The 16,474-nt window shown below is 55.0% G+C and carries 6 protein-coding genes; all 6 read right to left on the reverse strand.

The window, feature by feature from the left end; translation table 11 throughout:
• Nucleotides 1-2 precede the first annotated feature (2 nt).
• The 6 genes from PHACT_RS03580 to PHACT_RS03605 all read right to left on the reverse strand — a co-directional run bounded on the left by PHACT_RS03580 (nucleotide 3) and on the right by PHACT_RS03605 (nucleotide 16,472).
• Entirely contained in the window at nucleotides 3-9,941 is a 9,939-nt protein-coding gene (locus PHACT_RS03580) for a non-ribosomal peptide synthetase (protein WP_070115951.1), read from the reverse strand.
• Between the two features lie 83 nt (nucleotides 9,942-10,024).
• Entirely contained in the window at nucleotides 10,025-13,081 is a 3,057-nt protein-coding gene (locus PHACT_RS03585; protein WP_070115952.1) for a type I polyketide synthase, read from the reverse strand.
• Nucleotides 13,078-14,130, reverse strand: coding sequence for an HAD-IIIC family phosphatase (locus tag PHACT_RS03590; protein ID WP_070115953.1), 1,053 nt, complete (start codon nucleotides 14,128-14,130; stop codon nucleotides 13,078-13,080). Before PHACT_RS03590 ends, PHACT_RS03585 begins: the two co-directional genes overlap by 4 nt.
• A complete protein-coding gene (locus PHACT_RS03595) occupies nucleotides 14,127-15,317 on the reverse strand; it encodes an acyl-CoA dehydrogenase family protein (RefSeq protein ID WP_070115954.1) in 1,191 nt (396 codons plus the stop codon). Before PHACT_RS03595 ends, PHACT_RS03590 begins: the two co-directional genes overlap by 4 nt.
• Complete coding sequence (locus tag PHACT_RS03600; RefSeq protein ID WP_070115955.1) at nucleotides 15,310-15,564, reverse strand: acyl carrier protein; 255 nt, start codon at nucleotides 15,562-15,564, stop codon at nucleotides 15,310-15,312. The genes PHACT_RS03595 and PHACT_RS03600 overlap by 8 nt, the downstream gene beginning before the upstream one ends.
• Entirely contained in the window at nucleotides 15,561-16,472 is a 912-nt protein-coding gene (locus tag PHACT_RS03605) for a 3-hydroxyacyl-CoA dehydrogenase family protein (RefSeq protein WP_070115956.1), read from the reverse strand. Before PHACT_RS03605 ends, PHACT_RS03600 begins: the two co-directional genes overlap by 4 nt.
• Nucleotides 16,473-16,474 lie beyond the last annotated feature (2 nt).

Genomic DNA, 16,474 nt, shown 5'->3' on the forward strand with positions numbered 1-16,474 from the left:
GCTCAACTATCCTGTCGCTGGTCGGATACACCCGAGATCAACGCTTCAAGCTCATCGAGCCCTACATCCTCAAGAAAGGCCCCCAGGTCGTCGTCGGATGATGACTCGCCCGGAACAGCACGTTCACACAACACAGCCTGCTGGCGTGGTGTCGGTAGCTCAAACACATCCGCAACGGCCAGTGTCAAACCAAACTGGGTTTGTAGCACATCGACCAGTGTCAGCGCTTTAAGGCTGTGCCCGCCGACATCAAAGAAGTTGCTCTGGGGTCCAATATGCTCATGTGCAAGCACCTGTCGCCAGGCACTGATGATCTTTGTTTCGATCTCATCTGACACACCATCGTCAGGTGATGGCACGATACTAACCGGATCGGGTAACGCATTTCGGTCAACCTTGCCGTTAGCCGTCAGCGGCAGCGCATCCAACCAGACCGTATACGAAGGAATCATGTATTCTGGCAGTCGAGTCGCCAGCCAGGGGCGCCAGTGCGCAGGCGCAGCCGTTTCATCACCAATCAGGTAGGCGACCAGTTCTGTGCCATGTATATTTTCAATCGGCACAACCAGAGCCTCCGAAACACTCTGGTGCTCTTCATGAGAGCGAGCAATTTCTTCGCATTCGACGCGGAATCCGCGCACCTGAACCTGCTGATCACTGCGTCCGAGATACACCAGGCCATGCTCAACACTGATATAACCGACATCACCCGACCAGTAACAGCGTTCGCCACCAGCAGCTTCCAGAACCGAAAACTTGCGGGGGTTCAATTCATCGCGATTAAGATAACCCATGCCTACGCCACTGCCACTGATCACGATTTCACCGGCAACGCCCGGCGGTTGCAGGCTGCCATTGCCGTCAACAATCCAGACGCCGGTTTCCGGCAGCGGGCGGCCGACCAGATTGAGTCGCAAGCCACTGCTGATGTCAGCTTCGTCTACTTCCCGATAGGTCACATGCACTGTGGTTTCCGTTATGCCATACATGTTGATCAGTTTCACGCGGCTGGTCGGGAATGTGTCGACCCAAGACGCCAGACGGCTGCTGACGAGCGAGTCGCCACCAAAAATGACCATTCGCAGCGCGTCTAATTCCCGCACTGACCGCTTCAGGGCCACTCTGGAAAATTGATAAAAAGCCGCCGGCGTCTGATTTAATACCGTGACCTTGTGCCGCGCTACCAGGTCGACAAATTTTTCAATATTTCGCACCTCGTCTGCCGACGGTATCACTAGTGCGCCACCATTCAGCAGGGCACCGTACATCTCCCACACAGAAAAATCAAAGCAGAATGAATGGGCCGCTGTCCAGATATCGTTGTGATCAAAATCGAAATCAAAGTCATCATTGCGCAGCAGGCGAACAACGTTCTGATGCGAAATCTGGCAACCTTTAGGCTGGCCAGTGGAACCGGAGGTATAGATGACGTAAGCCGCGCTTTCCTGCCCGACTGTGGGCAGATTTGGTCTTCCCGCAGAATCGGGTGCCGTGTCCGCAAGCGCAGCAATGTCTGCCATTGGCGAACCTAATGTCACCTCGGCCATGCCGGCAGCCGTCAGCACCAACGCTGCCGAGCTGTCCTGCATAATAAAACGAAGCCGCACCTCAGGGTATACAGGATCCAGAGCAACGTAACTGCCACCTGCTGCCAGCACTGCCAACATGCCGACAATCATGTCGCGATTGCGGGGCAGCCAGAGTGCAACACGGCAACCGGGTACAAACGCGTCATTCTGCAGCAGACCCGCCGCCACCGATTGCACCCGCGCCTGCAAATCAGCATGGCTGATACTGCCCACCTCATCATGTATGGCAGTGCGGTCACCGAAATTATCGACGGTATCGCAGTACAGGTCGTAGAGTGTCTGTTCCGAAGGGTAGTTCGACAGTCGCTGGTTCCATTGTTCAAACAACCAGCCACGATCTGCCTCAGTCAACAGATCAATGTTACCCAGGGCTTGCCCGGAACGTTGTTCCAGCACCCGCGACAGATGTACAAAATGTTCAGCAAGATGTTCAATCTGTGAGCAGGGGTAAACGCTAGAATCAAAAAGGAAGGTGGCCTCAAGAGACTCACCCGATGGCACAATCACCAGGTTCAGTGGCAAATCGGTACGTTCAAAAGCCCGAATATCGGAAATACTGATGCTGTCGTTGCTTTCGGGTGCTCCTGCCGCACCGCGCAATGAGGCATCCATTGGATAGTTTTCCAACACAATCAGGTGATCAAACAGTGGCTCACGCGCCTGCAAATCTGCGGCGGCATCCTTAATATCGGCCAGGCTGAGATATTCATGGCTACGACTGTTATTCGCCTGCTCCTGCACCAATGTCAGAGCATCATTGGCAGTGAGCGCCGCATCCAGTTTAAAGCGTACCGGTACCGTATTAATAAAAAGTCCGACTGCGCGGTCAATACCGGCAACCTCAGGTGGTCTTCCGGAAACAACAGTGCCATAAACAACATCGGTATTATTGCTAAACCTGGCCAGTAACACCGCCCAGGTCAGCCTGATGACACTGCTCAGAGTAGCATTCCGTGAAGCACCCCAGGCCTGCATGGCTGATGTCAGGTCCGCCGGCAACTGCACAGTATGCTGCCGAAGCTGGTAATCCGTGTCTTCCCTGCCCCCAGTCTGGCCTACCGGCAGCGTTGCAGCGACCGGATCCGGCCAGGCGCGCAATCGGGTCGGACGTTCGACGCCAGCAAGCAATGTCGACCAGTATGCTAATGCACTGTTTTGGTCCTGACTGGCCAGCCAGTGAAAGTAGCGTTGATTCAGCCGATCGTTATCCATTGCCGATACATCCGCGATAACGGAGTGTGGCTCGAGGTAACTGGCCATTAAGCGTTCAAACAGAATGCCGATGCACCAACCATCCATGATGAGATGATGATGGGTCCAGATAACATGAACTCTGCCAGCTTGCCCCGAACGTTGCTTCTGGTTTTGTTCTTGTGCTGTTTTAGAACGCTTTTTGGGTTTATCCAGACTAAATATCTGCACTCGCATCAAGGGCGGCTGCGAAATATCGAACTGCTGTTCCCTGTCCGCATCACATGCCGCATCAATTGTTTGTTGCTGTGTATCGGGATTCTGATCACTGATGTCGTGAATCAGAACCGGCAATTTAACCTCATTCCGGATCAGCTGAGCCGTTCGACCCTCACTGCCAACGATAAACGACGCCCGTAGCAAGGGAAAGTCATCGAGCAAAGACTGGAACGCCGCTGCCAGTTTAGTCGCCACAACACCCTGCAGCCTGAAGTCCACCTGTTCCAGATAGGCCAGGTCTGTGGGACGGCTTCTGGCGTGGTATATCAGCCCGCTCTGCATCGCTGTCACCGGCACGATACTGGCGACATCCTGGCGATCAATAGCGTTGGTCTTCAACAGTCCAAGATAAGACTCCAACTGCCAGTCAGACTCAACAAAGTCTATGGGTGCAGGAAGCACAACAGCATCCAGAGAATTGCAATAATCGGCAAGCTCATGTGATCGCTGCTGGAATGTCATCAGTAGCCGCTTCAGCAGCTTAGCGTCGACGCACCCAGAATCTGCCGACATGGATACATGCAGGCCAGCGTCATCTGCAAAACAGACCAATTCCAGCGCAGGCATCAGACCAAGCTCGCCCAGCTGGTCTCCTGCAGGACTGTCCTCCAGAATAGCAAATTCCGTTCCCGGTTGATGACTGAAGCGCCCCAGATAATTGAACGCAAACTCTGGTGTCGTTGCTGTCAGGGCTTCATGTTCAACGACATACCTGAGCACACCGTAACCCACTCCCTGCTCAGGCACCCTTCGCACTCGGTCACGGACACGTTCGATTTTCCACATCCAGTCTGCACCAGTGACCGAGCCAGACGTTTCGACAGTCAGAGGGTAGGCCGACGTCAGCCAGCCCAGTGTCGATGAAAAATCAGCATCAGTGTAAGTCTGTGCACGGCCATTTGACTCCATCAACACCGTGACAGTATCAAGGTCGCACACATTGGCGACAGCATCAGTGAATGCTGCCAGCAACAGGTCACTGCCTCTGCTGCGGAAAATGCGATGCCCGGTCACTAACAACGTTTCTGCTACGTCCGGCGCGAGACTCAAGGCCTGGCTCAATCGCTTGTTGAACTGTCGACTGGCATTGCCCGTCGGTTCAACAGCAAAGGCACGCCTGACGTTCGCCACCTGTGACTGCCAGAAAGGCGCTTCCAGTAGTGCTTTGTGCCGGGCTTCGTCACTGTGCAGAGCACTGGCAAACTGGCGCAGCGTGGCACCTTCGGGCAGTGTGCGTAAGGGGTTGTCAGCGACCATGTCCTGCCACAACAGTGCCCATTGAGACTGCAACACCTGCCAGGAAACGGCGTCGACGATGAAATGATGAAATACAACAAGCGCGCGCTGGGTCTGGGCCTTTTTCCGGTCTTTTTCCCGGTTTTTTTTCTGGGTCTGGCCCGACAGCAACACAACCTTCATCAGGGGGCCGTTGTGCAGACTGATGTCCGCTCGTGCCGATACTGCAACAGCATCCAGATCAGTGACGTCGCCACTGTCATTTCCGCTACAATGTACTAGCGCTTCTATTGGCAAAACATCGGTCTGCTTGCCCTGTCCCAGCGCAACCAGGGCGCAGGTTTCCTGAAATACCGAATGCTGACTTGCCCAGTGTCGGCATAGCAGGGTCAACTGTGCCAGTGTCATGGCTGCCGGCAAGTCCAGCCAGGCAGCCTGGGTAAAGGCATCCGGATTGCCATTGCAATTGGCATAGAACCAGCTCTGCATAGGCGTCGGCAGAATATTCTCGGCTGACGGCAACACGTTCAACGTCCTGCTGTCTTTCGACCTGATTCTGCGTGCGAGCTCCGACAATACCGGGGTACGAAACAGATCGTTTACATCAAGAACAAAGCCCGCCTCATTCAATCTTGATGCCAATACAATGGCCTGAATCGAGTCACCGCCGATGTTAAAATAGTTATCGCTTGGTTTAAGGCCCGGGCGCGCCAGAATCTCCTGACAGTGTTGTAGTAATAGCCCCAGGTGGTTGCTGCCGGGTAAAACATCAGTCGCCGCGGGTGTACCTTTTTCTGTCACGGCTCCCTCAGGCAGGTTCAATGCCTGGCGGTTCAGTTTGCCACTTGCAAGCGCCGGCAAGGTGTCGACGAGGTGAAGGCTTACCGGCACCATCCAGGCAGGCAACTTCGCTTGCAATGCATCACGCCAACCGGAGGGCTCTGCGTCAGCAACAATCCATCCATGCAAGCTTGCGCTGGTGCCGTTGTCGACGACCCTGGTGGCAACTTCACTCAGCTTTAGCTCGCTACGTAGCGCGGCTTCCACGTCTTCCAGTTCGATGCGATAACCATTAACCTTAACCTGGCTATCGTCACGGCCTCTGAATTGCAGTTCGCCGGTGTCCAGAATACGAACGACATCGCCTGTGTCATAGCAACGCATATTTTCCACTGCCGGCAGGCAGCGGAATTTACTCTGTGTTGCTGCGTCATCCCCGACATAACCTTTTGCCAGGCCGACACCGCTGACCCAGAGTCGCCCCCACACACCCGTTGGTGCTGGCCGTTCGCGCTCGTCAAGAATATGAACCCGGGTATTAAATATCGGCCGGCCAATAGTGACACGTTCATCATCAGGCATCATTCGGGCTGCGCTGACTACAACACTGCACTCAGTAGGTCCGTATTCATTCCATAGTTCCACCGCGGGCGCACTGACAAAATGGGCCTGCATCAGGTCAATTGGCAATTTCTCACCGGCCAGCGTAACAAATCTGAGCGAAGCCATATTCGGCGCAATCTGGTCAAGCAATACACGATAGAGCGTGGGCGTCAGTAGCATGGCACTGACCCGATATTTTTCAATGGTTTCCCTGATGCGTTCAACAGATCGCTTGGACGCGGTATCAAGAATGATCAGCTTGCCACCGCTGAGCAGTGCGCTCAGGATGTCTATCAGTGATGCATCAAAGCTCGGACTGGGCATCTGCAATGTTGTATCAGCAGGGCTCAGACGATAACTTCGAATTCGCCAGGCAACTGCATTGCCAATACCCGAATGCAGAATTTCCACGCCTTTGGGTTCACCGGTGCTACCAGAAGTAAAAATCACATAAGCCGGATCATCGACTTGCGGCGGCAACAGTGTCTGGTGCTGCGTTGTTGGCAGCGCGGCACTGTCAATGTCGACCATGGCAATGCATTCCACAGCATCATCGCCATCAAGCTCTGCAACAATGACGTGTCCTGTAGCGTAAAGCAGATGACGAGCGCCGCATTTCTGTACAATCTGTCGCAAGCGTTTCAGTGGTGTATCCGGAGTCACCGGCACATAAACCGCGCCCATGGAGAACAGCGCCAGCATGGCAACCATCAAATCGACGGAAGCATCCAGGTTCACCACAACCCGGTCGCCCGGCCTGACACCGTACAGGTTAAACAACGTGAATGCGGTCTTCCTGACCTGTTCATCAACCTCTGCATAGGTCAGTTCGAGCTCGCCCTCGATCAGGGCAATATCATGTTTTCCCGCGGCAAGTTGCCAAAGCCATTGACTCCAGATTGTTTCCGGCAATGGCTCCTTTGCCGCCAGTTTATTCTCGACGACTGCCAATGAGTCAGCGGTCCCAGGCACCTTGCTGGCTGCCTGCACCCAGTCAAGGAGCGTTTCGGCCTGACCGGTTACCAATGTTTCCAGCAAGCGCAGGTATTCAGTTAACCGGGTGCTCATGGTTGCGTCACTGAACAGGCTCTCTGCGTAGGCGCAATTGATCAGGATACTGTTTTCAGCCTCTATCAGGTCCATACTGATGTCGAACATTCCGGCGCCTTCGTACTGGCATAGCGTTTCGCCTGCGAAGGACCGGGTTTTGATGGTCCGCGATCCGGCATTCTCATAGGAGAACATGACATCAAACAAGGGATTTCGATTAGTGCCATGACTCACTTTCAAATCATTTAACACTGCACTAAACGGATAATCACTATGCTGTTGCACGTCAAACAGTCTGTCACGCACCTGTTTCAGGAAGTCTGTCACACTGTCCGACTCGTCAACATCGGCCGGAAACGCCAGCGTGTTAACAAACATGCCGACCGCATTATCGGCGGCGGCATCCGGTCGTCCTGACGCAGGCAAGCCAACAATGAAATGTTGCTGACGCGTATAACGCCAGGTCCAGGCGACAAAAACCGCGAACAGGGCACCAAAGGTCGAAATACGGGTTTTCGAACAGAACTGGTGTAACGCCGCAGTGGCGTCGGGCTCCAGTTTCAGCGCGATGCGCTTACCGGCAAAGCTGGTTACCGGGGGTCTGTCATAATCCGGAGACAGGTCAAATTCATCCTGTGTCCCGATATAGGGAGACAGCGCGTCGCACCAGAATCTGGCATCTTGATTTGACTGCTCACCAACCAGGTATTGATCAACCGTATCGTGCACATGGCGAGCCTGGCTGCGCACAGGTTCAAGCCGTACGTCATCGTAGAGTGCGAGAATTTCCTGTAACACTACATTCATCGACAAACCGTCAGCCACAATATGATGCACGTCCATCAGCAGCAGGTGGCTGCCGTCTTCTTCAGTCGCCAGGCCGACTCGCAATAAGGGTGGCTCCAGCAGATTAAAAGGCTGGATGTAGTCATCCAGCAGGGCATCTACCGTGGACGTCAGTGTCGCTGATTGTTTCAGCTCAATTCTATCAAGAAAGAAACGCGGCTCAGCCACGATGCGCTGATAGAACTCGCCATCAACCACAACAAAGGCCGTACGCAGAGATTCATGGCGAATGATGACCTGATGAATGCAATCTTCCAGGCGGGCGGCATCCACACTTCCCTGCAGTCGCCAGGCGCCGGCAAGATGATAGGGTTTCTCGGCGCCGTCGCGTTGCGTTATTGCATAGAGTCGTTTCTGCACCGAAGACATCGGCACATACTGTCGCCGCAATTTTTCCGCACGAAACCCGAAGCCACCGGCGCGTAGCGATTCCACGGCATAAGCGACGGCCGCAAACAACTGGTCTGCATCAGACTGAGTATGCTCTGTCGACAAATTGGCTACATGCAATTCCCAGGTATAGATGCCCTTTTCCAGCAGCAGGTAGAAAAACAGTTCCAGTTCCAGTGACGAAGCATAACTTTCAAATTTAAACTGCGTGCCGAAGTAGGTAAGCCTTAGCGGCACGGCATTACGTTCGAACCAGACATTGATACGGTCTGCCAGTTGAATCATCCGCATCCGGCTGGTGTCGAACAGACCCGGATTGCCTTCGATGTGATCAAGAACGGCGGATGCGGCAGCCAACGCGACCGGATGTTTGTTGTGGGTCCCCCCGGTTGCAATGGAATCCGCCAGCGGGGCACTGTCATCGCCATAGCGCCAGACACCGCCATCTATCCATTGCATCAGGTCTGCATTGCCCGCGATGACACTCAACGGATAACCACCACCAATGATCTTGCCGTAGGTAGACAGATCAGACTTTACACCGAACCATTCCTGCATGCCTCCGGCTGCCTGACGAAAGCCATTGACCATTTCATCAAAGATCAGAGGTATGTCCAGCTCGGTACACAGGGCGCGCAACTGACGCAGGAAACGCTGTGGCTGCAGCGCCGGATTGCGGCTCTGTACCGGTTCCACCAGCACGCCCGCCAATTGATCGCCCATCGCCCTGATGCGATCAAGGGATTCGGGCGCATCATAGTCCAGCACCACCAGGTCGCTGACCATGCCCTGTGTCAAGCCAGGCGACATGGGTACGGCGCCGTTTTCTCCCTGAGCTGCCAATACATCGCTGCAAATACCATGATAGGCACCCGCAAACATCACGACTTTTTCACGCGCGCGTGCCGCACGCACCAGTCGCAGCGCCAGCATGACAGCATCAGAACCGGTGACAAAAAATGCAGCTCGCTGATGACCGGTCAGGGCGCACACTCTGCGGGCGACCTCAGGCGCCAACCGCGACTGCGGCCCCAACGCCAGATTCTGTGTCAGCTGTGCCTGCACCGCCCTGTCAATAAACGCCGGTGAATGGCCAAAATAATGCACGCCCATTCCCATCGCGATATCGACATACTCGTTACCGTCAACATCAGTAAATCGGGAGCCCGATGCCGTGGCACAGACTACCGGGAACCGTAGTTCTTTCAGATCCTGTTTGAACTGCAGAGAATATTTCCAGTCAGCAAGCCAGGTCTTGCCTTCTTCCGCCATCTGTTTGCTGCGCTGACAACGTTGCGAAAGCCGTGACACCAGCTCGGTCACAAATGTTTGTTGCTGTTCAGTCAAGGACGCCTTCTGCGTCTCAATGCCGCTGAACTTTTTACGTGTATCTAGCGCGTCACTGTGTTCCTGACCCGATTGTGAAGCCGGGGATTGAGTCGCGGCAACAGACTTACCCATGGCATTCGGCGCCCCCCCCTCCGGCACGTTCGTGGCGCCCGCGGCGACCCCATTCAGGTAGCGACGCATCAACGCCATATGAGCTGACATCACTGTATTGATATCAGCAGCCTTGGTCGGGTCGAATGTTGTACTGATTGACGCAGTGGCTGACACGGGTGCTGTCACTGACCGGGCGACGGTCTGCGCTGCAAATGACTGTTGCGATAGCGCAGGGTCAGACTCGGTATCCGCTACCGGGGGCTGTTCAGAACCCTGCTCCAATGCCTGGGGCTGCCCGTGTATGCTCAGGTAATCTGCCAGTGCCCGCAGATTGGACAACTCATCATAAAAACGTTTCATGGAAATATCGACGCGATACTGACTTTCAAGCACCCGCCCGATGCGGACGAACATCAGCGAATCGAGTCCAAGATCCAGCAGGTCGGTATCCGGCCCCAGGTCGCTGCGACTGACACCACTGATCGATTCGATAATCTCAGCGATGGCGTCCAGTGTTGATTGTGTATTGGGCATAGTGTCAGCTACCAGTTCAGTGTTCAAACATCGTGCTCAAGGTCGAGCCAGGTTCGTCTATTCAGTTCGGTGAAGCCGGGTTGTTAACCGGGTTTGTTACCCTCAGTCAGGGCCAGATACTGATCCACGACTGCCATATGCTCGAGCATCACCCGATGTATACCTGCGTCATTACCAGCGCCTGGCGTTGACGTAACGCCAGTGCCAGGCGCTAAATCGGCAAGCGGATCAGCAGCTGAACGGGGCCCAACAACAGACACCTGCTGCCCTCTCTCTGCGGCTGCAGACCAGCATCGCTGACGATCAAAACGATAGGTCGGCAGGCGTGCCGGCATTTGAGCCGGCACTTCACGGCCCGGATTCAGTCCCAGGCAATACAGTTTACCCAGTGATTCCAGCATTCGTTGCTGATCGTTCGCACCCTGTCGGATGCTCGGCACCCAGACGCTCCTGGAACCGGCTTTCTCGCGGATTTCCTGATAACAGAGATCCAGCCCCATCATGACTGGCTCGGGGCTAAGGTCGATAAACGCGTCGTATTTTCCGGCATGCAGGGTCTGCATGCCCATCATGAACTGAACCGGCTCGCGGGAGTGCCGCAACCAGTAATCGACCGTTGTAATTTCAGCACCGGCCACGGCGCCGTTGAGGTTGGAAATCAGCGGAATTTTGGCAGTGGAGAATTTTACAGTCTCCAGCACTTTACGAAAATGCGGCAGAACCGAGTCAACCAGAGGCGAATGAAACGCCCGGTCGATGGGCACATTGCTGGTACGACCACCGGCCTCATCGATAAGCCGGGCAATATCGTTGATACTTGCTGCTGTTCCTGACACCAGAACGATGCCTGGCCCATTGACTGCGGCAATATCTGCATCCGCAAAATCGGCAACAATAGACTTTACCGCTGATTCATCGTGAAAGGCGGTCAACATGGCACCCTGTGGGGTATGTGCTTCCATCAGTCGTGCGCGTTCAGCGATCAGCTTGACCGCGTCCTGCAAAGAAAAAACGTCGGCGAGACAGGCAGCCGTGTATTCTCCCAGGCTATGCCCCAGCAACGCCTTCGGCATCACGCCCCAGGCTATCCATTGCTGCGCAAGACCATACTGCACACAGAAGATTGCCAGTTGCGCCTGCAGTGTCTGACTCAACTCACCAGTGACACTGGCACCAGCAAGGACGCCTGTCCTGGTTTTTTTGTCCTTCTCCGGGATCACCGACTCATGCAACAGTGCGCGCAGATCACCGTCGCAATATTGATTGGCAATAACGACGGCGCGATCAAATGCTTCTCTGAAAACCGGTTCGTCCTGATACAGCGACGCTGACATGCCGTGATATTGCGCGCCGTGACCGCCACAGACCATGGCAACTGCCAATCGTCCGGACCGTGAATGCACGGTGCCACTGGCGCCGCCCCTGACCTTGCCGGCTTCGGCGAATCGGCGCAACCGCTCAACAACCTGCTCGCGATCATCGCTGACCAGGGCGAGACGGTTAACGTGACGCTTTCTGCGCGTGGCCCAGGTGTGGCAAACCTGCGCCAGGCTGAGGTCGGGGTGGGTTTCCATCCAGTCGGCGAGTGCCTTCGCGCTGCCCTGCAAAGAGGCCGGAGAGGCTGCACTCATCAGTAACAACTGACGTCGGTCCGGCATTGCCTGACGTTCGCTGGCAGTTGCAGGTGTCGCCTTTATCTCGCCGGCTGTCGAGACGTCAGGAGCCTCCGCCAGAATCACATGGGCATTGGTACCGGAAAAACCGAAACCACTAAGACCGGCAACGCGTCTGCGCTCGCCCCGCTGCCAGGATCGGCCCTGCGCACATACTTCAATGGCCTGACTGGACCAGTCAATGTCCGGATGACCTTCAGTGTAATTCAGGTGACGTGGCAGGTATTCGTGGCGCAATGCCAGCAGCAGCTTGATAAAACCAACAATGCCGGCGGACGCCTCCATGTGCCCGAAATTTGTCTTCACAGATCCGACCAGCAGAGGATTCGCGCGAGGCGACTGACAATATACGTCAAGCAGTGCGTTCAATTCTGTCGGGTCGCCGAGGGCCGTAGCAGTACCGTGGGCCTCGACAACATCGACAGCGTCAGCGCCAATTCTGGCGGCTTTGAGTGCGGCCCGCATCACTGACTCCTGCGATGCGCCACTGGGCGCCATCAAACTGGAACTGGCGCCATCCTGACTGATGGACGAGCCGAGTATCAGGCCGTCGATGCGGTCGCCATCGCGCAGCGCAGCGTCCAGGCGTTTGAGCACAACCATGCCGCCGCCTTCAGCGCGCACGACGCCATGAGCGTCCTTGTCAAAGGTCTTGACGATGCCGTCCTCGCACAACATGCCGACCTTGTCGAAATTGATACTCATGCCAGGACCAAGGATCAGGTTGGCAGCGCCCACCAGTGCCAACGTCGATTCTCCCTGACGCAGGCTCTGACACGCGTTGTGCAGTGCCACCAGTGATGACGAACACGCCGTATCGACAACATACGAAGGACCCTTGAAGTCGAAGGTATAGGAAATGCGTCCGGCTGCCGGACTGGAAGCGCAACCGGTACCTACGTAGGGCGTAATTTCACACAGACTTTCTTCTCTCATGTGCTGAGCAGCAAAATCGAAGCCACTCTGTCCAACAAATACACCGGTCGCCGAGCCCTTTAACGCCTCCATATTCATATTGGCGTCTTCCAGCGCCTCCCAGGCCAGTTCCAGCAGCAGGCGCTGTTGCGGGTCCATGAAACTGGCTTCAACCGGCGAAATACCAAAAAGCCGACAATCAAAATTCTCCACCGGGCCCAGAAAAGAACCATACCGACAGCGCATCTTGCCTGGTGCGTCCGGGTTTGCATCGTAGTATTTGTCCACCGGCCAGCGATAAGACGGGATTTCGCCAATCGTACACTCACCCTGTTCCAGAATTTTCCAGAACGCCTCCGGCGTATTGCCCTCACCCGGTGTACGGCAGGAAAATCCAATGACAGCGATAGGTTCGGGTTCGGCGCCGGTTGTCTGCCTTGGTGAGGCCGCCGCAGCGCCAGCTCGCAACTCAGCATTCTCTGCCTTCAACCGACGGATTTCTGCCAGCGCTTTACCGATGATTTCGTCGTCTACTGTGTTATTGCTGGTCACGGCAGTCTCCAGTGCATCGCGTCATCAATGCTTAGTTGCATATAGTCAGGCAGTGCCGGAATCTTGCTGAGGTCGTTCAGCAATAAGTCACCATCATGCTGGAACCCGGCGAAACGATAAGTAATCAGCATAAGACGGTTTCGATCCGTTTCCCGGAACTGGGCTGCGAGTTTGAGCCCCTGGTTGCGACAAACCATTCGCAGCGCGGTAAGTATGACCCCGCCCACACCGCGGGACATCACACGGCACGACATCAGGAACAGGTCAACACACCACTGCCCCGGCTGCTCTGATATCAGCAGCAAACCAATCGCCCCATAAGATCCGTATTTGTCCGTCAGTTCCGCGACGATGACCTGGTGCTGTTCAGACGCCAACAGTTCACCAAGCTGACTGGCGGAGTATGTCACCCCAGTTGTATTCAGTTGATTGGTACGCACTGTCAATTCTTCGGCCCTGTGCAGGTCTTCCTTACTGGCTCGTTTCAGTTGCAGCTTCAGGTCCAGCGTTCGCAGGAAGGCGTCCTGTGGACCCTTGAAGTCATCCTGCGCCTTTGTTCTCAGCTCTTCTTTCTGATACATCTGCCTGCGATTTTTTGCGTCCTCGGTCAAGTACAGCGGATTAAAGTCCGGGCGACCTGACAGACTGGCCAGACTGTTCTCGCTGAATGCTCGCACCTGCGGGTGCACGGAAAGTACTTCGTCGCGCTCAAATGCCTGATCGTCAATAAAAGCAAAAGTATCAAGGCCAATGTTCAAGCGCTCAGCAATGGTTCCGATTGAGTCAGACTTTGCATTCCAGTTTATCTGTGAATAAAGGAAATACTGGTCGAGACCATGCGCAGCCAGCGCAGCCATTGCTGGTTCCGGCTCATTCTTGGACGCAACTGACTGCAGAATACCGCGCTGATCCAGGGCCTCAATGAGTTCGCGCACATGACTCCGAAGTTGCGGCAGTGTATCGCTTTCCAGCAGCACACCATCCCATATCGTGTTATCCAGATCCCAGACCACACACTTGATCCGCGGATGCGCAGTGCTGTCGCTCATGTCTGGCCCCCTGTCTGCAGACGTTTGCGTCTGAGCGCGGACTGAACAAATTCGCCCATGCCATTCTGTGCAATCATGATCTGCTGCATCTGATTGCTGCCCTCAATGATTTCCGTGATCTTCAGGTCGCGATAAAAACGTTCAGTACGACTTTCGTCGGCACTGCAGCCGGCAGCGCCGTGGATCTGTACCGCCTGATTAGCTATCGAGACGGCCTGAGTGGACGTAAAATATTTCGCCGTTGCTGTTTCCATCGTCGCCATCGGGTCGCCCGAAGCCCGCAGCTCAGCGGCATGCAGGCACAAGCGTTCAGCCGCTTTGTAAGACGTGATCATATCCGCCAGCATTTGTTGAATGAGCTGGTGTCGGGCCAGAGACTGCCCAAACTGTTTGCGCTTCCTGGCATAAGTCACTGAATCACTCAGGCAGGCCTCGATTGCACCGAGTGCACCAAACGCGATGGCAAGCCGGCCCAGGTCCAGTGCACCTGCCGCCACATAGGAAATACCGGCACCTTTGCCCCCGATGACGTTGGCGGTCGGAATAACACAGTCAACCATATCAATTTCGCCAACCATGGCGGCACGAAATCCCAGCAGGCCCGGCATCTGTTTGATGGTTAAACCGGGGGTATCGGCTGGCAGCAGGCAGGCAACTGCGCTGCCATCTTCCAGTTTGCCAAACACCAGCAGCACATCCGCCCGAGGGGCGTAAGATATCCACTTCTTGTGGCCATTGATCCGATAGCCACCGTCGTGATTCGACAAGGTCGTCTGGATACCGGTTGCCTCGCTGCCATACTCCGGCTCGGTCAAGGCAAACGCCCCAATTATCCGACCTGAAGCCAAATCCGGCAGCCACTGCGCACGCTGCTGATCTGTCCCCGACAAGCGAATGGCCTCCATGACCATGCTGTGCACCGTGACGATACTTAGCAACGACATACTGCATTGGCCCAGCTCAGCACACAATTGTCCGAAGGACACAGCATCCCAGCCATCGCCGCCATGCTCGGGAGCAATGAATGTGCCCAACAGGCCAGCCTCTGCCAGTGCCGCTATCACTTCTATCGGTGTACTCGCAGCCTGATCCCAGGCCTTGATATCTTCCGACGAAAACCGGGCCAGCTGCGTCGCTACCTGTAGACGGCGTTGCTGACGCAGTTCTGTATTAGCCAGATTATCCATTAGCAGAAACTGACCTGGCGCGCATGAATGTATCCATTCGGGCAATACTGCGAAAGTTATCCAGGTCAAGGTCTTCGCTTTCCACCCGAATAGCCAGAGTTTTCTCCACATAAAGAACCAGTTGCATGGCCATCAGTGAACTCACCAGACCCAGTTCAAAAATATCGTCCTCGTCGGCAAAATCCTCCTCGCCGATGAAGTTCTCCAGAAAACTGCGTATGTCCTGTCTGTAGTTGGTATCTGTCACTTTTTCCCTGCCACGTTATCTGCTTGGATTGCTTTGTTTGCTGCTGCCTGATGCAAATTCGGATACTTAAAAAATCCTTCGCCGGATTTTCGGCCATACAGGCCTGCGTCCACCATTTTTCGTAATAGCGGCGCAGGCCGGAATTTGGGGTCGTTGTAACTTTCGTATAGCACGTCGAGTGAAAACAGAATGGTATCCAGCCCGATCAGATCAGCGGTGGCCAATGGCCCCATCTTGTGTCCGAAACAGCCCTTGAAAATGCGATCAACATCACGCGCCGTTGACACCTGGTCCTGCACCACAAACACCGCTTCGTTGACGGTCAGCATCAGGATGCGGTTGGAAACGAATCCGGGCATATCGTTAACTACGATCGCTTCCTTACCGAGCTGGGTCAAAAACTGTTTCGCGGTTTCAATGGTGGCATCACTGGTATGGTGTGCCTGGATGACTTCGACCAGTGGTTTCATCGGTACCGGATTCATGAAATGCATACCCAGCACTTTATCCGGACGCTTTGTCCAGCTGCCCGCGCGGGTAATTGATATTGCCGACGTATTCACGGCGAAGACGCAATCGCTTTTGCAGATACTGTCCAGCTGCGGGTACAGTGACTGCTTGACAGCCACTTTTTCACTGACATTCTCGACCAGGAAATCAACCTTCGCCAGAGCCTTGAGGTCGGTCGCAAACTCTATACGCTGGCAGACCTCTTCGGCCGGCTCCGATTCACGGCTCTTGTCCATCATGCCAGCAAAACGAAGTGCCTGACGTATTTCACTGTCCGCAGCCGTGAGTATTTCTTCGGCAATATCAATCAGCACAACACGCATGCCTTTTTGCGCCGCTGCCTGAGCAACACCCCGCCCCATGACGCCGGCGCCTACTACTCCCAGTGTGTTGATCATAG

It is taken from the genome of Pseudohongiella acticola (assembly GCF_001758195.1).
Lineage (GTDB): Bacteria > Pseudomonadota > Gammaproteobacteria > Pseudomonadales > Pseudohongiellaceae > Pseudohongiella > Pseudohongiella acticola.

Bases quoted from the DNA above. Each gene is read 5' to 3' on its own strand.
- PHACT_RS03590 (WP_070115953.1), bottom strand. From the start codon at position 14,130: ATGAGCGACAGCACTGCGCATCCGCGGATCAAGTGTGTGGTCTGGGAT.
- PHACT_RS03605 (WP_070115956.1), bottom strand. From the start codon at position 16,472: ATGATCAACACACTGGGAGTAGTAGGCGCCGGCGTCATGGGGCGGGGT.
- PHACT_RS03580 (WP_070115951.1), bottom strand. From the start codon at position 9,941: ATGCCCAATACACAATCAACACTGGACGCCATCGCTGAGATTATCGAA.
- PHACT_RS03595 (WP_070115954.1), bottom strand. From the start codon at position 15,317: ATGGATAATCTGGCTAATACAGAACTGCGTCAGCAACGCCGTCTACAG.